The 18,344-nt window shown below is 67.0% G+C and carries 16 protein-coding genes and 5 pseudogenes; 9 read left to right on the top strand and 12 right to left on the bottom strand.

Translation table 11 applies throughout. The features are described from left to right. Positions 1-243: 243 nt before the first annotated feature. On the top strand, positions 244-711 hold the full coding sequence (locus PV396_RS09185; protein WP_319202376.1) for a hypothetical protein: 468 nt from the start codon (positions 244-246) through the stop codon (positions 709-711). A 490-nt stretch (positions 712-1,201) separates the two neighbouring features. Here the strand turns inward: PV396_RS09185 and PV396_RS09180 are convergent, their stop codons facing one another. Further along, positions 1,202-2,110 (bottom strand): RNA polymerase sigma-70 factor, encoded by a 909-nt coding sequence (locus PV396_RS09180; protein WP_319202374.1) that lies wholly within the window; start codon positions 2,108-2,110, stop codon positions 1,202-1,204. 72 nt (positions 2,111-2,182) lie between these two features. Next, positions 2,183-3,361, bottom strand: a complete 1,179-nt coding sequence (locus PV396_RS09175; RefSeq protein WP_319202372.1) for an NAD(P)/FAD-dependent oxidoreductase — start codon at positions 3,359-3,361, stop codon at positions 2,183-2,185. Positions 3,362-3,701: 340 nt separating this feature from the next. Between PV396_RS09175 and PV396_RS09170 the strand changes: the two genes are divergently transcribed. After that, positions 3,702-4,682, top strand: a complete 981-nt coding sequence (locus tag PV396_RS09170) for an alpha/beta hydrolase (protein WP_319202371.1) — start codon at positions 3,702-3,704, stop codon at positions 4,680-4,682. 621 nt (positions 4,683-5,303) lie between these two features. After that, complete coding sequence (locus PV396_RS09165; RefSeq protein ID WP_319202369.1) at positions 5,304-6,065, top strand: family 16 glycosylhydrolase; 762 nt, start codon at positions 5,304-5,306, stop codon at positions 6,063-6,065. 284 nt (positions 6,066-6,349) lie between these two features. On the opposite strand, the gene PV396_RS09160 is transcribed toward PV396_RS09165, so the two are convergent. Then, the gene (locus PV396_RS09160; RefSeq protein ID WP_319202367.1) at positions 6,350-6,601 is read right to left on the bottom strand and encodes a hypothetical protein; all 252 of its coding nucleotides are present in this window, start codon (positions 6,599-6,601) and stop codon (positions 6,350-6,352) included. Positions 6,602-6,705: 104 nt separating this feature from the next. Here PV396_RS09160 and PV396_RS09155 point away from each other — a divergent pair. Both PV396_RS09155 and PV396_RS09150 read left to right on the top strand, forming a co-directional pair. Further along, a pseudogene (locus PV396_RS09155) lies at positions 6,706-7,275 on the top strand (XdhC family protein); the annotation flags it as partial. Between the two features lie 164 nt (positions 7,276-7,439). After that, positions 7,440-7,918, top strand: a pseudogene (locus PV396_RS09150) (transposase); the annotation flags it as partial. A gap of 69 nt (positions 7,919-7,987) precedes the next feature. On the opposite strand, the gene PV396_RS09145 reads toward PV396_RS09150, so the two are convergent. The 4 genes and pseudogenes from PV396_RS09145 to PV396_RS09130 form a co-directional block, all read right to left on the bottom strand. Then, complete coding sequence (locus PV396_RS09145; protein WP_319202366.1) at positions 7,988-8,470, bottom strand: NADAR family protein; 483 nt, start codon at positions 8,468-8,470, stop codon at positions 7,988-7,990. After that, positions 8,467-8,907 carry a hypothetical protein gene (locus PV396_RS09140; protein WP_319202364.1) on the bottom strand — a complete coding sequence of 147 codons (441 nt, stop codon included), beginning with the start codon at positions 8,905-8,907 and terminating at the stop codon, positions 8,467-8,469. Before PV396_RS09140 ends, PV396_RS09145 begins: the two co-directional genes overlap by 4 nt. 10 nt (positions 8,908-8,917) lie before the next feature. Next, complete coding sequence (locus PV396_RS09135) at positions 8,918-9,418, bottom strand: NUDIX hydrolase (RefSeq protein WP_319202362.1); 501 nt, start codon at positions 9,416-9,418, stop codon at positions 8,918-8,920. 350 nt (positions 9,419-9,768) lie between these two features. Beyond that, positions 9,769-10,223: pseudogene (locus PV396_RS09130) on the bottom strand (transposase); the annotation flags it as partial. A gap of 205 nt (positions 10,224-10,428) precedes the next feature. Between PV396_RS09130 and PV396_RS09125 the strand changes: the two are divergent. Continuing rightward, positions 10,429-10,929 (top strand): hypothetical protein, encoded by a 501-nt coding sequence (locus PV396_RS09125; protein WP_319202360.1) that lies wholly within the window; start codon positions 10,429-10,431, stop codon positions 10,927-10,929. A gap of 164 nt (positions 10,930-11,093) precedes the next feature. Here the strand turns inward: PV396_RS09125 and PV396_RS45065 are convergent, their stop codons facing one another. Beyond that, positions 11,094-12,005: a hypothetical protein gene (locus tag PV396_RS45065; protein WP_416071367.1), complete on the bottom strand. Its 912-nt coding sequence runs from the start codon at positions 12,003-12,005 to the stop codon at positions 11,094-11,096. Positions 12,006-12,017: 12 nt separating this feature from the next. Here PV396_RS45065 and PV396_RS45060 point away from each other — a divergent pair, with 12 nt between their 5' ends. After that, positions 12,018-12,578 carry a hypothetical protein gene (locus tag PV396_RS45060; protein WP_416071366.1) on the top strand — a complete coding sequence of 187 codons (561 nt, stop codon included), beginning with the start codon at positions 12,018-12,020 and terminating at the stop codon, positions 12,576-12,578. A 7-nt stretch (positions 12,579-12,585) separates the two neighbouring features. On the opposite strand, the gene PV396_RS09110 is transcribed toward PV396_RS45060, so the two are convergent. Continuing rightward, on the bottom strand, positions 12,586-13,086 hold the full coding sequence (locus tag PV396_RS09110; RefSeq protein ID WP_319202356.1) for a hypothetical protein: 501 nt from the start codon (positions 13,084-13,086) through the stop codon (positions 12,586-12,588). A gap of 231 nt (positions 13,087-13,317) precedes the next feature. Between PV396_RS09110 and PV396_RS09105 the strand changes: the two genes are divergently transcribed. Together PV396_RS09105 and PV396_RS09100 are read left to right on the top strand one after the other, a co-directional pair. Then, positions 13,318-14,073: a class I SAM-dependent methyltransferase gene (locus PV396_RS09105; RefSeq protein WP_319204028.1), complete on the top strand. Its 756-nt coding sequence runs from the start codon at positions 13,318-13,320 to the stop codon at positions 14,071-14,073. A gap of 75 nt (positions 14,074-14,148) precedes the next feature. Then, positions 14,149-14,295, top strand: a pseudogene (locus PV396_RS09100) (transposase); the annotation flags it as partial. 35 nt (positions 14,296-14,330) lie between these two features. Here the strand turns inward: PV396_RS09100 and PV396_RS09095 are convergent. From PV396_RS09095 to PV396_RS09085, 3 genes and pseudogenes are all read right to left on the bottom strand, one after another. Next, positions 14,331-14,630, bottom strand: a pseudogene (locus PV396_RS09095) (DUF2750 domain-containing protein); the annotation flags it as partial. 78 nt (positions 14,631-14,708) lie between these two features. After that, a complete protein-coding gene (locus PV396_RS09090; RefSeq protein WP_319202354.1) occupies positions 14,709-16,388 on the bottom strand; it encodes an ISAzo13 family transposase in 1,680 nt (559 codons plus the stop codon). 71 nt (positions 16,389-16,459) lie between these two features. Continuing rightward, positions 16,460-18,139: an ISAzo13 family transposase gene (locus tag PV396_RS09085; RefSeq protein ID WP_319202354.1), complete on the bottom strand. Its 1,680-nt coding sequence runs from the start codon at positions 18,137-18,139 to the stop codon at positions 16,460-16,462. Positions 18,140-18,344 lie beyond the last annotated feature (205 nt).

Raw genomic sequence — 18,344 nt, 5'->3', positions numbered from 1 at the left:
CGGGAGGATGCCGGCTCAGGTTTCGTGGACGGGGTTTGTGGATTGACCTTCGGTCCGATCATGTGTTCCCCCGGTCTTGAGCCGACACCACTTCGACGGTAGCGGAGAGCCCCGGCCGACCGGTGCCGTGCGGGACTCATGAGGCAAGAGGGCACTGTCGGAGGGAAGTTGCCGCGGCAGCCGGGGAGGCGCTCGCGGGAACCATGGCTGTACGCGGGTGCGCCTGGGTGGTGAGATGCGGATATGGAGTCTGTGCTGGCGAGCTTGATCGCTGTTGCTGGAACGCTGCTCGGATCCGTCATCACTTTTACCTTCCAGCGCCGCTCCAGTGCGCAAGCGGAGGTTTTCGCCCGCTCCCTGCAACTGCGCCAGGAACGTTTGACGACCTACAGTGCCTACGCAGGAGCGGTAACGGCACTCAAGCAGGGGACAGTTGCCCTGTGGTTCAGCCTGCGAAGAGACGCCGACAGCCCTGAGGCCCGACAAGCCTTCACCGAGTGCGACCGGCTTGGCGCCGCCGCAGAAAACGCTCAGTTCAGAGTCCGGCTCCTCGCCGAAGACGACTCGCTTGTCAGGCTTGCTGCATCGGCCTCCGAGGCCATTGGCCCGATCCGTACGGCAGCAACGAGAACCGAACTGGCTGAACGCGAACAAGAGTTGCAGGACACTCTCAACGCCTTCGTGGTCGCCGCCGCTATCCAGATTCATTGATCGACGAGACGAGGTCGGCTGGGAAATGGGACGAGGCGTGTGCGCTGGTTGAGCATCAGGAGCAGGATCGCTCCACCATGAGGAGGAAGCCGAGCAGGCCGCGCGGAAGGCTGGCGGCTGGCTCGGATGCTGGCGCACCTGACCCGGGCCGGCTTTCCGTGGGCGGCGCAGGCAGCCCACGGTGATGTTGGGCGGGCCCGCGTTGTCAGGGGAGGCCGCGACGCTGATCAGATGGGCGGAGACGATCAGCGGTTGCGCGGCCGCGTCTACGGCCACGACGCTCCACGGCCCGCTCCCGCACCGGGCTTACGCCGAACTGGCGGCCCTTCACTGCCCAGGCCGCGTTGCCTTGGTCAACTGGGGCCGATTCGCCCGCAGGTGAAGGGGTTCGGGGCAACTCGGCTCCGTCAAGGGCGCTTTCGGCGTCGTAAGCGACGGGTAGCGCCCTTTCCGGCGGCTCGTCTCGGCCCAGGGGGCCCTCGGTAATGCCTCAGAACTGACCGCTTCGGGGCAGCGCCAAGCTGTTGTCGAGGGTCAGGCCGCTGAGCTTCTCGGGGTTGACCTGGAAGCGCAGGTTCTGGATGCGGCCGTCGACGAGGTCGAACGAGAGGGCGCCGACTGTGTGTCCGCCGAGGGTGGCCAGGACACCGAGCTCGCCGTTGATGACGGCCGGCTCCATGGTCAGGGCGGCCAGTTCGGGCTTGGCCAGGAAACCCACGAGCCAGCGCGCGACGTGGTCGGTGCCGTGGAGGGGGCGGCGGGCGGCGGTGACCTTGCCGCCGCCGTCGGACCAGGCGGTGACCTCGGGGGCGAGCAGTTCCATGACGGCGTTCAGGTCGCCGCCTGCGCACGCCTTCATGAACTGGGCGGTGACCTGCCGGCGCCGGGCCTGGTCGGCGTCGAAGCGGGGGCGGCGGGCCTGGACGTGCTCGCGTGCGCGGTGGGCGATCTGGCGGACCGTCGGCTCGGGGCGTTCGAGGGTCTCGGCGATCTCGGCGTGCGAGTAGCCGAAGACTTCGCGGAGCAGGAAGACGGCGCGTTCGACGGGGCTGAGGGTTTCCAGGACGACCAGCATCGCGGTGGAGACGCTGTCGGCCAGTTCGGCATCCGCGGCGATGTCGGGGGAGGTCAGCAGGGGCTCGGGGAGCCACGGCCCGACGTAGGTTTCGCGGGTCGCCCGTGCGGAGGTGAGGCGGTTCAAGGAGATGTTGGTGACCGTGCGCACCAGGTAGGCCTTGGGGTGGCGAATCGCATCGTGGTCCGTGGTGCTCCAGCTCAGCCAGGTGTCCTGAAGGACGTCCTCGGCGTCGGTGACGCTGCCCAGCATGCGGTAGGCGGTGGCGAACAGCAGCCTGCGGTGTTCGATGTACGGGTCCTGCTCGTCCCTGGCGTCGACCATCGGGTCATGCTGCCAGCACCGTGACCAGGGCGGCAAGGCCCGGGATCATGGCGCCGCCAGCCGATGCGCCCGTCATGCCGCGGGCTTGCGGGTGGCGTGGCCGCCCTTGGAGACGATGGTGGTGACGTTCATACGCTTGCTGAGCCGGTAGGTCGTGAGCGGGCTGCCGCTGACCGTCTCCTTGTACGCGACGGCGATCCGGCCGGTGAGGTGCATGCGGCGGGGGGTGTCGTCGGCCTTGGTGAACTGGATGACGGCGTCACGGCGGCCGAGGCTGACCGGCTGGTGGAAGTAGCCGAAGCGGAACGGCTTGACGGGCTTGCCGCGCACGAGCCGCGCGATGGTGTCGGCGGTGTACTGGGCGGTGGGCAGGCCGCTCTGGCAGGTGCCGTGGATCTGTCCCCAGGCCAGACGGACGGCGGCGGCGTCGCCGATGGCGTGGATCTCCGGGTGGGAGACCGAACGCAGGGTGGCGTCGACCAGGATGAGGCCGCGGTCGTCGGTGGCGATTCCGGCGTCTGCGGCGAGCGGCGACACCTTGACGCCGGTGGTCCACAGGCAGGCGTCGGAGCGGACGAGCCGGCCGTCGGCCAGTTCCACGGCGTCGGGCAGCACCTTGGTGACACGGGTGCCGGTCTCAAGAGTGACACCGAGGCGCTCCAGCGCGCCGTAGAGGTAGGCGCGGGCCTTGGCACCCATCATGCCGCCGGGCTCGTCCACGCTGATCAGCCTGACGTCCAGGCCGGGGTGGCTGTCCGCGATCTCGGTGGCCGCCTCGACGCCGGTCAAGCCGCCGCCACAGACGGTGACCGTGCCGTCGGCCGCGGCGATCTCGGTGAGCCGCACCGCGAACCGGCCGGCGATCTCCGGGTTGTCGAGGGTGAACGCCTGGGTGTCGGCGCCGGGGACCTTGCGGGTGTCGGCCGAGCTGCCCAGCGCGTAGACGAGCGTGTCGTACCCGAGTGTCTGGGCGCCGTCGACGGTGATCTGCCGGGCCTCGGGGTCGATGGCGGTGGCAGCGCCCCGGACGAACGTGACGCCGGTCCCGGCGAGCAGATCGGGGATCCGGTGGTCGGCCAGCTCCTGCCCGGCGGCGATCTGGTGCATCCGCAGCCGCTCGACGAACCGGCTGGAGGGGTTGACCAGGGTGATCTTCACGCCGGTCCGGCGAGTGCGGTGGGCCAGTCGGATGGCGGTGAACAAGCCCGTGTAGCCGGCGCCGATGACGACTGTGCGGTGGCCGCTGTTCATGGCATCTCCCAAGGTCGGGCACCGACTTCTGTGTCGGTGACGCCCATGGGACAAGCAACCCGCCCCGGACGTGACAGGTCACCAATGTGAACCACGTCACACCGATGGCACCGTTGGTGAGCCGCCAAGAACCTGTCGGTTGCCTCGCTGTACCCGTCCGGCCGAGGCAGCACAGGATGCCGGGTCGGGGACCATCGGCTTTTGCCGAACCGGCAACGGGAGTCGCGCATGGTGTGGTGCCCACTGAAGGATCGTTGTCGGTGTCCTTGCCCGGAGCCTGGCAGCAGTGGTGTGGTCCGGCCGCCGGCACCGTCCATCCGTGCTGTGCCCAGGAGGATCCATGCCACAGACCGCCGCCGGCCTCACCCACCGTCTGGTGCCCTCACCTGCCGGCCGAATCCACCTGGTGGAGCAGGGCAGCGGGCCGCTGGTTCTCCTTGTGCACGGGTTCCCGGAGTCCTGGTACTCATGGCGCCATCAGCTGTCGGCCCTGGCCGCGGCGGGCTATCGCGCGGTGGCTGTGGACGTACGCGGTTATGGTCGCTCCTCCCGGCCTGGAGCGGTGGACGCGTACCGGATGCTCAACCTGGTGGAGGACGGCGTTGCCGTGGTGCACGCTCTGGGGGAGCGGACGGCGGTGATCGTCGGGCACGACTGGGGAGCGACCATAGCCGCGAACTCCGCGCTGATCCGGCCCGATGTCTTCCGGGCGGTCGGGCTGCTCAGCGTGCCCTACGCTCCGCCCGGCGGACCGAGGCCCAGCGAGGCATTCGCGCAGATGGGCGGGGCGGAGGAGTTCTACGTCTCCTACTTTCAGCATCCGGGCCGCGCCGAGGCGGAGATCGAGCCCGATGTGCGCGGCTGGCTCGCGGGCTTTTACGCCGCCCTGTCTGCCGACACCATGCCCGCACCGGGCGCGCCGGATCCTCATTTCGTCGGCCACGGCGGCAGGCTGCGTGACCGGTTCCCGGCCGGTCGGCTGCCGTCCTGGCTGGGCGAGCACGACCTCGATGTCTACGCCGCTGAGTTCGAACGGACCGGTATGGCAGGGGCACTGGCTCGCTATCGGAACATGGACCGGGACTGGGAGGACCTGGCCGAGTACAACGGCACCCCCATCACCCAGCCGTCGCTGTTCGTGGGCGGAGCCCTGGATGCTACGACCACCTGGATGGCCGACGCGATCAAGGCGTACCCCACCACTCTGCCCGGCCTGGTCTCTTCGTGCATTCTGGATGGCTGCGGCCACTGGATTCAGCAGGAACGCCCCGAGGAGATCAACCGGTCCCTGACCCACTGGCTTGCCTCCTTGCCCGCCTGACGCGCGCGAACCCCCGGATCAGGTCGAACCTGTACACCACTTCCCAGGACGCAACCGACGCGATCGGCCCGGCCGCGACCGCAGAGGGCGGCTGGACGGCGGCGCAAGGTTGGTGCGATACGGCAGGTGGGCGGGCGGATGTCGCCGGAGCACCGAAACGGGCGTCTGATCAGGTAGGGGATTGCCGGCTGCCCTGTCTGATCTGCGGATCGGGCAGGATCCGCGTCACCACGAGCGGCCAGGAGAAGCGAATGTGTATCGACCGGCAGGCAGCAGCATCCTGGCGGCGACTGATCGCAGCTCTGGCGGCTGCTGCGGCCTTCCGCCGGACCGGAGCCCCGACGAGCCGTGGCCGCGCACCTGTGCGGAACACGGTCTGACCGGGAGCGACTTCGTCGGCCTCAGCGGACCGTCTCGTAACAGGTGATCGAGGACCTGACCGCCGAGGTGTTCACCCATCCGTCCACCGAGGCGTCGGGTGAAGACACCCAGCATGTCCAGGTGGGAAGGCTCCGTAACTGGGACCGGGTTTGGCAACAGGGATTCACTCGTCCGAGTTGTCCCTTCTGTCGGTTAACCGGCATTTGCATGCCGAAGCCGTATGCGGAGCAGTATCCGTGCATGGAGAATGCTGCATGCGACGGGACACCGTCGGCGGAGGGGATTTTGTCTGGACCGGAGGTCGTCTTCACGGCGGACTTCGCGTCTACCGGTCAATGGGTGGCAGGGCGTTCGTGGGCATATCCGAACGGTGGACCCGTCAACCCGGGCGACAACAAACTGGATCACCTGACGGCGGACCCCGCGTACAGCCGCTCGGGCACCTTTCGTGCCACCCTCCGCAGAGACGGCCGGTGGGACACGGGCCTGCTCACCACGGAGGGGAGCGAGGAGGCCTTCACCGTCCGGGCGGGGGATGTGCTCGAGGCGCGGGTCAGACTGCCGTACGAGACCGGGGCCTGGCCGGCCATCTGGACCTGGCGGGACGGCGGCCAGGAGATCGATGTCTTCGAGTACCACCCCGACAACCCCGACCTCCTGGAACTGACCAACCACGTCCGTGGCGGCAACCTCTACTACCGCGACGCCGCGATCGGCCCGGGCGCGTGGGTCGACCTTCGTGTTGAGTTCGGCCCGAGGTCCGTGGTCTGGTGGGTGAACGGCAACCGGGTGTTCGCCGACCGCCGAGGGGTGGGGCGCGCCTGGCACGCCTACCTCATCGTCAACCTTTCGGTGTGTGCGGGCCGTTATCACCCGCCACCGGCTCCCCAGGTTAAGGAGATGTCGTACGAGGTCCAGCACCTCGTGGTGCGGCGGCCGGCCGCGCTTGTGGAGGCGCTGCCCGACGAGTCCGAGACGGTGGTGGAAAGCGACGGACCGTGAGCCTGTGGGTGACGGCGATATTCCGCAGGCCAGAAGCGGCGGATCGCGGGGGCTGTTGCTCACGTGCAGGTGACGGCGCGGCGACGTCCGGACGATGTCGGCGCCTGCCACCGGCAAGCACGATGCCGCCGCCCTCCACCACGTCGTGCTCCTCGCCCGCTGCGTGGCGTCGGCAGGCAAGCACGAAGTACGCGGCACTGGAACCCCCCTTCACGACCGACGAGAAGGGAGGCCGGGGGAGAAGGACTGTCCGAGCGTCTTCTCGCCGAGGCGTGAGGCCGTTGTCAGCTCACCGCGTACGCGGTGTACACGGTGGTCGTCGCACGGTCGCCGTGGGTGTCGGCGACCGTTGAGCGCAGGCCGACTCGGCCGCCGAACGCCGGGTTGTGGACGGTGGTGGTCCAACGGCCGCCCGACAGCTTCGTCGCGGAGGCGTGCCAGTGGGCTCCGTTGTCCGTGCTGTACGAGGCGTGAACCGACTTCACGCTGTCCGACAGCCGGCCCACCGTGCTGTCGCCTTCGGCGTCGCGCTGCATGCTCAGGACGACGGTGCTGGTCGCCCCGGGGGGCGCCTGGTTCCTGCTGTTGAGGGAGTTGGGCCAGAACCGGGTGATGTAGTCCCGGATCTGCTGGTTCTTGCCCGCGCATGCTGATCTTCGGCGCCGTCGACTTCGCCGCCACCCTCAGCCGCATCGGACACTTCCTGGGCTACCGGGTCACCGTGTGCGACGCACGCCCCGTCTTCGCCACGGCCGCCCGCTTCCCGGAGGCGGACGAGGTCGTGGTCCACTGGCCTCACCGGTACCTGGAACGAACCGAGGTCGACGCCCGCACCGCGATCCGCGTCCTCACCCACGAGGCCAGGTTCGACATCCCCTTCCTGTGACTGGCCCTCTACCTGCCCGTCGGCTACGTCGGCGCGATGGGATCCCGGCGCACCCACGAGGAACGGCGGCACCGTCTGCGCGAGGCCGGTGTGCCCGCCCGACTGGCCCGGCTGCGCTCACCGATCGGGCTCGACCTCGGCGCCCGCACACCCGAGGAGACAGCCGTCTCCATCACCCCGGAGATCATCTCCCACGCCAACGACACCACCGGCCTGCCCCTGTCCCGCGGCAAGGGCCCGATCCACGGACCGCTCATCCGGCGCGCGTCCGGCGGTCGAACCACCCCTGATGAGACCGCCGTACACGTCGGCGTGGGCCGCTGAGGGGAGAGTGTGACGATACTGTTGCCGCAGACGGACCTCGGAGTCCGGCGTCTGCCCGCGCGCCCTGACCTGCGCGTAGAAGCTCGTTTCTGAGGTCCGGGTGGCGCTGGGTGAGTGCGTTGCGCGGGACGCCGGCTTCCTGGGCCGGGGCGACGAGCGAGCGACGCCCCGACCGGTTGCCAGCCACCAACCACCGCACGCACGGAGTCCGGTACTTCCACGGCTGCTACTCGGTCGGGTAGGACCGTCTGTGGGGCGTCAACCGCCGCAGGAAGGGTGCCGCCGACACGCTGGCCGCGCTGACATCAATCCGTGCCGCCCGGCCGACGGCGCCCCGATCTACGTGATCATGGACAACCTCTCCGCCGCAAGGGCACCGATATGCGCCGCTGGGCCCGAAACACAAAGTCGAACTGTGCTTCACCCCGACCTGCGCCTCCTGGGCCAACCCGATCGAGGCGCACTTCGGACCACTGAGGCAGTTCGCCATCGCCAACTCTCACCACCCCAACCACACCGTCCAGGCCGGGCCCCGCACGCCTACCTGCGCCGGCGCAACGCCAACGCCCGCCACCCCGACATACTCGCCGCACAACGCCGGGAACCCGCCCGCACCCGCAGTGAGAAAGGCATCAGCTGGGGAGCACCCCATCCTCGAGTTGGCGGCCTGAGCCGTCCTGCGCATGCGGCACCGACACGCACGGTTCCCGGATCACCGCCTCGGACGGCGGCCGTCGCCGCAGGGAGTTTCGGCGAGTTCGGCGCGCAACTGGCTACGGGTGCGCACCAGAATCCGCCCGAGCATGTTCTTGCCGTTCCCGGTCCTGCCCCGACCCCAGTAGTGATCGGTGGTGGTGTCTTCGACGATCTCTTCGTCACCGGTGGACAGCAGAATGTCACAGATATCGGCATGCGCCCGGAACTTGGCTGCCACCGCACGGCGCATCACGTCGTCTTTGGCCCGCTCCCAGTCCCTCCGCAGAGGTTTGGACGAGTCACGCCCCAGTTCCGCTGCCCGCAGCGGCGTGCGCGCCCGCCGGATGAGATCCGCATGGCGGGTGCCCTTGAACTTCTGCGCCTGGAAGTAGTGCTCCGATGTTGACCACCAGAGCCCGTCGAGGTCAAAGCCGTGATCGGAGAAGTTCGAGAAGCACCCATAAGGGACTTCACCGGCGCCATAGAAGTAAATCGTCACACGAACCTCACGGGTGTTACGGAAACCCGCACCGTGCCAGGCATGCCCCAGCCCCCGCAACCAGTCTCTTCGCCAGGCCCGCCCTTCATCACGCCAACGACCCGGTGAACCTTCCCGGTCAGAGCACTGGAGCGGAAGGAGCGATCTGGAAATTGCGGCCGACGCATCGAGGAGCGGGAGCTGTACGAGCCGGTCGGACCGATCGTCACCCCAGGCGGTGAGATGACAGCGTCGTGGGCCGTCTTCAGCAGGTCGGGATGTCGCCGCTTTACTACGTCCTGGCGCTGGTCCAGTTGCGCGAGGGCGTCGTGGGTGGCACCGGACTTCGTGTCCCGGACAGAGGTGATCACCAGGCCGAGGGTCTGGCTCTCCAACAGATGGTGCAGCGCCAGGTACAGGTCGAACGCAGAACGGCGTACCTCCGGATCCTCGTCCACGCCTGTCACCTTATGCCTGTGCGTGTTCCGTCAGGAGAAGCGCGATGACGCTTGCGGCCTCGGTGATCCGGCCGGTTCGGGCCGCCGCGACGGCGTCGTCCAGCGTCCACCACTCCACCGTCATACCGGTCTCTGTGCCCTCCCGTTGAACTGTTCCTGGCCGCAGGTGCGTGGCCACGACCAGATGCGTTTTCGCACGCGTCGTCGCGGGCAGCGGATCGACACTCGCCAGCAGACGCAGGTCGCCGGCGACCTGCCCGGTCTCCTCCTCCAGCTCCCGCCGGGCCGCGTCAAGCGGGTCCTGTCCCGCACAGCCGCCGCCCGGCAGGTGGAGGACACGCCGCTGCTGGAGGTAGAAGTCGTCCTCGACCAGAACGACCCGGCCCTCGTCATCCAGGGCAACCACACGCACGCTGTCCTTGACGACTACGTGCTCGTAGACGCCGGCGGCGCCGTCCGGACGTAGCACTTCGTCCCGGTGCAGCGAGATGAACGGCCCTTCGTGCACCACCTCTGTCGATGTCCTTATCCATCCCCTCGACACCCCGGCCTCCACTGACTCGCTGCGGCTGATCGCCTGAACACACCCACAAGGACATGCTGATGATGCCCGGCACCCACCGAATCTCTGCCCTATGGGACCCGCCGCCACCGTCCATCAGGCGATCATCCGGCGCGGCATGACCGCGTAGGAGAGGGAGCGCGATGTACGAGGTGACATGCAGTGTCCGCTCCAAAACCCGGACCTGATCCATGGGCTGATCGCTTTACCCCACTCATGGACTACGACCTTCTTGAGCCAGATCCTCAATCCCGGAGGCGTCAAAGCCGCGCAGGCCGCGCTGAAGGACCTCGCCGGCTGAGCGTGGGCGTCTGCCGTCGCATGACGTGGTCGGAGCGCATCCGGCCCAGCACCTCGACCGGGAGGCAGACAAGAGGTGGGCCATGCGCGGGGCGTCGTAGCCGACGTCGAAGACGATGAGGATGTCGCGGTCGCCGAAGTGCCAGCGGTCCATCTCGATCAGGTCCGTGACCACACGGCGGAGTTGGGTGGCGGTGACCTCGGTGACTTCGTCCTCGGGTCCGAGACGGACGGCGTCCAGGAACTGGCACCAGGAGGTCCGGCCCGATTCGAGGGCGGCGACGAAGGAGAACGGCCAGCCGGGGATGAACTGGTCCGAGGACCGGCCGCTGCGGCCGTAGACGCGGCGGTCGGCGCTGGTCGGCACATCGGGGCGGACCCAGTTGCTGACGTCGGCCGCGAGGACCAGGCGCCCGTCGGCGGCCTCGGGCTGCGGCAGTCCGGCCAGCACCTGCAGCGCAGCAACCCGCGTGAACCACACCGGTGACCCAAACCGTGCCTTGCGCACCACCACGTACGGGACCTTCGTGGCCGCGAGCGGCACCGCATACAGCGACGCTCTTTACGCGCCCTGCACGTAGTGTGAAATTAGAGGGCCTGGTGGTCGTCGAATTGGTCCTCTGCTCCAGGCCTTCAACTCGCTGTCGAGAGGATCCACCGTGACCCCCGACGACGACATGCTGTGGCCTCGTTGCGCTCATCTGGGTCGTGTCCTGCTGCCGTTGGTGGACCAGGAGCCTTGGCGGCAGGCTCGTCGCCACGAGAACCTGCAGGCCTGGGGCATCGACACGACAGCAGGCGAGCGACTGATCGAGATCTTCGCGGCCCTGGTGACCCATGCTGTCGCAGTCGACACTTCATTCTCCGCAGCAGAATTGGATGATCTGTCCCTCAAGGCCGTAGCCGAGGCGGCGACTGGTAGGCGCGACTACGAACTGCTCGCCGGCCTCCCGAAAACCTTCGCCGACGACCGTGACGGAAACGCCGTCAACGTCTTCCGCCTTCACATCTACAGGGGCGGCCAGTACAGCCACCGGCTCACCCAGCTGAGCACAGAACTGCGCCATGCACTGCTCGTCCTCGCCGAACGCGCGCCGATACGGTTACCCGCGTGCGGGCACGTTTTCCGCCGGGCGGCCGAGATTGGCCTGCCGCAGTGATTTCGGAGGTGAGGGGCACAGAAATCTTACGACAGGATTCACAATGTCTCCCGCCGCAAGGTTCGCGTGCGTCGAGCACGCCTTCGCCCGCATAATGGATGAGACTTGCGTTGCGGCCTGCTGCGGGCAGGATTTCCGATCCGTAGCGCGATAACGAAGCGCAGTTATCTCCCAGCTTTCTCCCAGACTGTTGCCTCAGTTTGTACATAGTCGTTGTCCTGCACTGCCGTGACTACTACCAGCGCCGTCCGGTCCTCGTCCGTGATCAGGCAGACCGAACCACCCGGCGGTACAAAGACTTCGTCCTGCGATTGTGTTTTGGCCGCCAGTTTGCACTCGGATTCGCTTGGCGTCCTGCCCGCAGGCATCATCGCCAGGGGGCCGTAGAGGTCAGCGCTGCCATCATTGGTCTTTTCGTTCATGAGGATATCCCTTTCATTAATCGTCCCCTTTTCGGGAGGTTTCCTGTCGAGGTCGAAGTTGTAATTTATGAGTAGCGGTCCTTGCCAACGCACCGCGGGATCAGCGTCCGCCGATCCCGGACTACCACTTGCCCCATCGTCCGTCTCGCCAGTGGCAGCAACCGTTTCGGTAGCGGTGACCGTGGCAGTAACGGTGGCAGTAACGGTGGCAGTAACGGTGGCCTCCGTTCCCGTCGGTGATTTCAGTCCGGCGGCGGGTAGACCAAAGAAACCCAGCACTGTACCCAGCGCAGCCAGGACCACCGCCGCGACAGCTGCCCATCCTTGAAGTAGAGCCCCACGGTCGGGGTTGGGTCCGGGTGAAGGCGGCTGCGTATTGGGCGTTGGTGAAGAAGGTGTTGACGCCATTGGCTCTCCCCCTGAGCGCGATGTGGCGACAGGATGACAGGCGCACCAGTTGTCAGCAACCACGCGGCAATGCGAGGTTTCGGGGATGCCGAGCACTTCCTTGGCGGCGTCCAGGAACGGCAACGGGCCCCGAACGAACCGGTCGAGGACGCTGACGAGAAGCAGCTGACCAGGAGCTTCGCCCGCTACGGGCGCGTCGATCTTTTGTGCGTTGAGGAGCTGGGCTACACGAAACTCGCCCTTCACGGCGCCGAGTAGATGTTCCAGGTGCTGACGGAACGGGGGCAGAACAAGGCCATCGCCATCGCCTCCGACGAGTCGTTCGGCAAAGCGCACATGTTCCGGCGAACCTGTGCCAGGCAGCGGCGAGACTTCACAGGGGTACAGGTTCCGATGGCACCTCGAATACTGCATGATCGACCCGTGTTGATCGAACTGGTGAAGGTCGCGATGTTTCCCGGAACCTCCTGGCTGGCCGACGTCCGAACCGCGTTTGGTCACACTGCAGTCCGCTGGTGCGGGGACCGCACGGCAAAGCCTGGCGAGTACCACGTCGAGTGGACCATCGACGAGGACATCGCCTGGGGGCGGAACGCCAAGTCGGCTGCTGGTATAGGTCCTGGGCTCTGGACTGGCGGGCACTGCGTTGTGGTGCGGGGCCAGTTGAGCCTCACAGAGGACGGTGCTGCCATGCTGGACCTGAACGGCGCAACCATCCTGTTGGGTCTCGCCGATCCGCTGCCCGACGGTGTTGTCGGCACCTGGGTCGAGCTCTTCATCGAGCGCGAGAAGATCGCTGTCTACCCCTACGAACTCTGACCGGGGGTCAGTCCTTGGTTATCTCCCTCGTTGACAGGTTCACCAGCTCGCCCCGCATACGGACCGCGACCTCGCTGAAGTCGACCTCGGCTTCGGCGCCGGCCAGGTGCGACTGCTTGATGAATACCTGCGCCGGACCACGGCCGGTCTTGACCCGAATATCCGGCTTCCGCTTGGCGACGTAGGCGCGCACGACCTGGCAGGACACGTCGTGCATCGCGTGCTCGTTGATCAACCGGCGATAGATCCGGACCACCGTGTGACGCTGCTTCCTCGGCGCATCCAGATCAGCCAGCAGCAACTGGTCGATCACCGGCTTGAACGGATCCAGCTTGGAACGGCGAGGCGCATACAGTTCCCGAGGTTGCGGCCATGCTGAACTCAGCGCCTTCTGAACAGTCCGCCAGCCCACCCGGTACTTGCGCTCCAGCGCCCGGTTCGACGTGCCCTCGCGAGCGTCACGCCGCAGCGCGGCATGCAACTTGACCTTCGACTGGCCAGGCGGCATCGGCGTGCTCCTTCACTGAGCACATTCACCTTGCCACCGCAACCCCGCGAGTGACACTACTTCTCACGAACAACTTCCCAGCTGACCAGCCGATGACATCCACTCAGAAGGACAACTGACAACCCACAAACACCATCAGAGCCATCCTTGCGAAAATCATTGGTGCCCGGCTTGCTCCGCTGATGGACTGGCGTCCTACCGTGAGTCTGCCGCGTGACGGAGGTGGTGATTATGACAGGTTATGACGTGCTTGCCGAGGTGTACGAATGGCTCATCTCGGATGCCAAGTTGCCGCCAGCCGAGTTCGCTGCGTCGTTCGACGACGTCCTCAACCTCCTGCCGTCGAACGCTCACGTCCTCGACTGTTCGTGCGGAACCGGACAGTTGGCGGTTGGCCTCGCCGGTCGTGGCATGCAGGTTGTCGCAACTGACGCCAGCGAGGCGATGGTTCGTCGGACTGCAGAGTTGTCCGAGGAGTTCGGGGCGTCCGTCCGGGCCGTACGGGCGAACTGGGAGGAGTTGCCCGACCATTTCCAGGACAACACGTTCGACATGGTGTTCTGCGTCGGCAACTCGCTCCACCATGCCACGGGCGCGACAGGCAGGGGTGCTGCTCTGGAGTCGATGTCACGGCTTCTGCGCCCCGGCGGGGCCTTGGTTCTCACATCCCGCACTTGGGAACTCGTGAGGGCCAGAGGGTCCCGGCTGGAGATCAGTGACCGACTCGTCCGCCGGAACGGTCGCGATGCCGTCGTGGTCTACCGCTGGGAGATTGCGCCGCATTGGGAGGAGGAGCACCACATCGAGATTGCGATCGCACAAGTTGATGCGACCGGGTTGGTTCTTGTCCGCTCGGAACTGCTGTCTTGCTGGCCCTACCGGTACGAGGAACTCGAAGTCGAGCTGCACCGGGTCGGACTCCAGACGGAACTGAGCACGTTCGATCTTGAAGCCGAGAACTACCTGGTGGTCGCGAACAAGGTATAAACACCGGACTCTCAGTCCCTGGCCGGACCGCGCCGTTGCTCGCAGGACGCTTGCGCCCTCTCATCGGTGCGGGTTCACGGTTCCGGGCTCGGCACCCAACGCTGGGTCGTGGAGCGCGCGTTCGCCCACCTGCACTGGTTCCGCCGCCTGCGGATCCGCTGGGAGATACGCGACGACATCCACGAAGCCTTCCTCACCCTCGGATGCGCACTCATCTGCTGACGGCGACTGCGCTCCCTGGGGAGCGACGCCGTGGGCTAGTCACCCGCTGCCAGTCGGTTGAGAACTTCCATCGGGGTGAAGCTCCAGCCGACGAGGCGCGGTCCGCTCCAGTTGATGCCGATCATGTATCCCTCTCGGGCGGCTTCAGACAGATCGCGATCGCGCCAGGCATCAAGGGACATGGATTCAACACGTAGCCCATGCCCCCAGATCTTCGCCGCCCTCTGGGCCCGGGCTGAGGTCGACCAGTAGGGAAGACTTCGCGTGCTGTCCGTGGAGCAGGGAGCCGGGCTTCCCTCGTCATCCCGAACAAACCAGACCACTCCGCTCTGACGAACCGCTCTGACTCATGCCAATGAGCCTAGGGTTCCCCGTCACTCATTTCGTTAGTGGTTCTTAGGGCTTGCCGGAAATCAACACGTTGGTTTGATCTTGGTTTTGTCGGGGGCGAGGAATCGGGTGATGTCGTCCGGCGTGCGGAAACGGGCGGTTGAGGCGGGGATGCAGACGCCGTGGGCTTCGAGAAGCGGGCGGACGTCCTTCACCGCACGGCTGATGGTTATGGCGGTGGTGTTGAAGAGCTGGCCGAGGAGCTCCTGAAGAGCGTGTTTCCGCAGGTAGAGGATGGTGACCAGGATCTGGTCGGCGGGAGTGAGTGTGGGTTTGCGGCCTGTTCCGCGGGCGACGCGGCGTGGCCGGCCGCGGGCTGCGTGACGGGCCTGCTCGCGGCGCTCTTCCAGCCCGGGAATCAAGGTGTGGGTCAGGTCGCTGAGCTGCTTGCGGGACATGCCGGTCAACTCGGGGTGCCTCAGGTCGTGGTCCGTGAGGGAGTGAGAGCCGCAGGCTGACCGCCCGCCGTGCCGGGGAAGGTCCGGGGGCGGTCGGTGATCTGCGGGGTGAAAGGTGTAGTTCCAGTCTCCGTGGAAGCGGTGGCGTGTGATCGGCAGGGCGGCGATGGCCTCGTCGCTCACGCGGATGCCGGTGGGGTACTCACCGCGGTCGAGTTCGGCATGCACCGTCAGACCGGTGCGGCTGGTCGTCGCGGCGATGGTTTGGAGCATGACTTCATGGCTGGTCAGGGGCCTGCCACGCCAGTTCATGGTGATGTGGGAGAACAGCCTGTGCTCGATCTTGTTCCACTTCGATGTGCCTGGCGGCAGGTGACACACGGTGATCTCCAGGCCGGTCTCGGCGGCGAGGTCGGCCAGGTGGGTCTTCCAGCAGCGGGTGCGGTAGCCGTTGGAGCCCCCACCGTCGGCAGTGATCAGCAGCCGATGTGCCCGGCGGTAGTCGTGCCGCCCGCGAGCCTGCCACCAGCGGCGGATCGAGGCGACGGCGAACGCCGCCGTGTCGTGATCAGTGCCGATGGTGACCCAGCCGGTGTTCGCGGCCATGTCATAGACCCCGTACGGAATCGCCTTCTCGGCCTGGCCGGGGAAGTCGTGCGTGTTGACCCTCACGGGCTGCCCTGCGGGCCGCCATTCGTGCCCGGCGTTTTTGTAGTCGCCGATCAGTTCCTTCTTCTTGGTGTCCACGCTGATCACCGGGTCTCCGGCGTCCCTGTGGTCGCGTGCCTGCTCGTTGAGGTAGCGGAACTGGGCGTCCCGGTCCGGGTGCTGGGCGCCTTCGATGGTCTTGGCGTTGGCCTGCAGACTGAAGCCTTCCTCCCGCAGAAGGCCGGCGACCGTGTCGGCCGAGACCCGGTGGCCCTGCCGGGTCAGCTCCGCTGCCAGCTTCCGGGTCGACTTCGTCGTCCACCGCAGCGGCGACATCGGATCGCCCCGTTCGTCGGGCTCCACCAACGCAAGCAGCGCAGGCAGCAGCCCCGCATCCAACTCGGTCGCCTTCTTCCGGCCTCCACCCGGACGACGGACCCGCCCCAACGGGGCCTGCCCGGAATCCAGTTCAGCCACCCCACGCGAGACCGTGCCCTCCCGGACCCCGGCCGCAGCGGCAACGAGCCTGATCCCGCCATGCCCCAGTGACCGTGCTTCCGCCCCTATGGCCAGCCGGCGCTGACGCTCGTCCAAATGCGGCAACAACGCCTGGAACTTCGCAGCCAGGACCGCCTCGATCCCCTCCGGTCTCCCCATACCAGAACAACGATCCCCGCAGCTGGAAGCCACGACTTGTTTCCCGGCAAGCCCTTAGGGCTTGCCGGAAATCAACACGTTGGTTTGATCTTGGTTTTGTCGGGGGCGAGGAATCGGGTGATGTCGTCCGGCGTGCGGAAACGGGCGGTTGAGGCGGGGATGCAGACGCCGTGGGCTTCGAGAAGCGGGCGGACGTCCTTCACCGCACGGCTGATGGTTATGGCGGTGGTGTTGAAGAGCTGGCCGAGGAGCTCCTGAAGAGCGTGTTTCCGCAGGTAGAGGATGGTGACCAGGATCTGGTCGGCGGGAGTGAGTGTGGGTTTGCGGCCTGTTCCGCGGGCGACGCGGCGTGGCCGGCCGCGGGCTGCGTGACGGGCCTGCTCGCGGCGCTCTTCCAGCCCGGGAATCAAGGTGTGGGTCAGGTCGCTGAGCTGCTTGCGGGACATGCCGGTCAACTCGGGGTGCCTCAGGTCGTGGTCCGTGAGGGAGTGAGAGCCGCAGGCTGACCGCCCGCCGTGCCGGGGAAGGTCCGGGGGCGGTCGGTGATCTGCGGGGTGAAAGGTGTAGTTCCAGTCTCCGTGGAAGCGGTGGCGTGTGATCGGCAGGGCGGCGATGGCCTCGTCGCTCACGCGGATGCCGGTGGGGTACTCACCGCGGTCGAGTTCGGCATGCACCGTCAGACCGGTGCGGCTGGTCGTCGCGGCGATGGTTTGGAGCATGACTTCATGGCTGGTCAGGGGCCTGCCACGCCAGTTCATGGTGATGTGGGAGAACAGCCTGTGCTCGATCTTGTTCCACTTCGATGTGCCTGGCGGCAGGTGACACACGGTGATCTCCAGGCCGGTCTCGGCGGCGAGGTCGGCCAGGTGGGTCTTCCAGCAGCGGGTGCGGTAGCCGTTGGAGCCCCCACCGTCGGCAGTGATCAGCAGCCGATGTGCCCGGCGGTAGTCGTGCCGCCCGCGAGCCTGCCACCAGCGGCGGATCGAGGCGACGGCGAACGCCGCCGTGTCGTGATCAGTGCCGATGGTGACCCAGCCGGTGTTCGCGGCCATGTCATAGACCCCGTACGGAATCGCCTTCTCGGCCTGGCCGGGAAAGTCGTGCGTGTTGACCCTCACGGGCTGCCCTGCGGGCCGCCATTCGTGCCCGGCGTTTTTGTAGTCGCCGATCAGTTCCTTCTTCTTGGTGTCCACGCTGATCACCGGGTCTCCGGCGTCCCTGTGGTCGCGTGCCTGCTCGTTGAGGTAGCGGAACTGGGCGTCCCGGTCCGGGTGCTGGGCGCCTTCGATGGTCTTGGCGTTGGCCTGCAGACTGAAGCCTTCCTCCCGCAGAAGGCCGGCGACCGTGTCGGCCGAGACCCGGTGGCCCTGCCGGGTCAGCTCCGCTGCCAGCTTCCGGGTCGACTTCGTCGTCCACCGCAGCGGCGACATCGGATCGCCCCGTTCGTCGGGCTCCACCAACGCAAGCAGCGCAGGCAGCAGCCCCGCATCCAACTCGGTCGCCTTCTTCCGGCCTCCACCCGGACGACGGACCCGCCCCAACGGGGCCTGCCCGGAATCCAGTTCAGCCACCCCACGCGAGACCGTGCCCTCCCGGACCCCGGCCGCAGCGGCAACGAGCCTGATCCCGCCATGCCCCAGTGACCGTGCTTCCGCCCCTATGGCCAGCCGGCGCTGACGCTCGTCCAAATGCGGCAACAACGCCTGGAACTTCGCAGCCAGGACCGCCTCGATCCCCTCCGGTCTCCCCATACCAGAACAACGATCCCCGCAGCTGGAAGCCACGACTTGTTTCCCGGCAAGCCCTTAGAGCTGTCACCCCCCCCGTGTCTCCGACCGCCCCTACTCCTCCTTCCTGGGTTCTGGCACAGATCTTGGGGCGCCGTCGCGGAGCGTTACCTCGATGTTCGATCGTGAGGAGTCGAGTTCGCGTGAGATCGCGTACGCCGTGTCGTCC

This window comes from Streptomyces sp. ME02-8801-2C (genome assembly GCF_033793965.1).
Classification (GTDB): Bacteria; Actinomycetota; Actinomycetes; order Streptomycetales; family Streptomycetaceae; genus Streptomyces.
The sequence above is the reverse complement of the archived record's forward strand: the minus strand, read 5'-3'. Positions and strand labels throughout refer to the sequence as shown.

What these genes read in the sequence shown, in the direction of transcription:
- PV396_RS09185 (WP_319202376.1), top strand. Translation starts at nt 244, where the DNA reads ATGGAGTCTGTGCTGGCGAGCTTGATCGCTGTTGCTGGAACGCTGCTC.
- PV396_RS09180 (WP_319202374.1), bottom strand. Translation starts at nt 2,110, where the DNA reads ATGGTCGACGCCAGGGACGAGCAGGACCCGTACATCGAACACCGCAGG.
- PV396_RS09175 (WP_319202372.1), bottom strand. Translation starts at nt 3,361, where the DNA reads ATGAACAGCGGCCACCGCACAGTCGTCATCGGCGCCGGCTACACGGGC.
- PV396_RS09170 (WP_319202371.1), top strand. Translation starts at nt 3,702, where the DNA reads ATGCCACAGACCGCCGCCGGCCTCACCCACCGTCTGGTGCCCTCACCT.
- PV396_RS09165 (WP_319202369.1), top strand. Translation starts at nt 5,304, where the DNA reads ATGGAGAATGCTGCATGCGACGGGACACCGTCGGCGGAGGGGATTTTG.
- PV396_RS09160 (WP_319202367.1), bottom strand. Translation starts at nt 6,601, where the DNA reads ATGCAGCGCGACGCCGAAGGCGACAGCACGGTGGGCCGGCTGTCGGAC.
- PV396_RS45060 (WP_416071366.1), top strand. Translation starts at nt 12,018, where the DNA reads ATGTTCCAGGTGCTGACGGAACGGGGGCAGAACAAGGCCATCGCCATC.
- PV396_RS09110 (WP_319202356.1), bottom strand. Translation starts at nt 13,086, where the DNA reads ATGCCGCCTGGCCAGTCGAAGGTCAAGTTGCATGCCGCGCTGCGGCGT.
- PV396_RS09105 (WP_319204028.1), top strand. Translation starts at nt 13,318, where the DNA reads ATGACAGGTTATGACGTGCTTGCCGAGGTGTACGAATGGCTCATCTCG.
- PV396_RS09090 (WP_319202354.1), bottom strand. Translation starts at nt 16,388, where the DNA reads ATGGGGAGACCGGAGGGGATCGAGGCGGTCCTGGCTGCGAAGTTCCAG.
- PV396_RS09085 (WP_319202354.1), bottom strand. Translation starts at nt 18,139, where the DNA reads ATGGGGAGACCGGAGGGGATCGAGGCGGTCCTGGCTGCGAAGTTCCAG.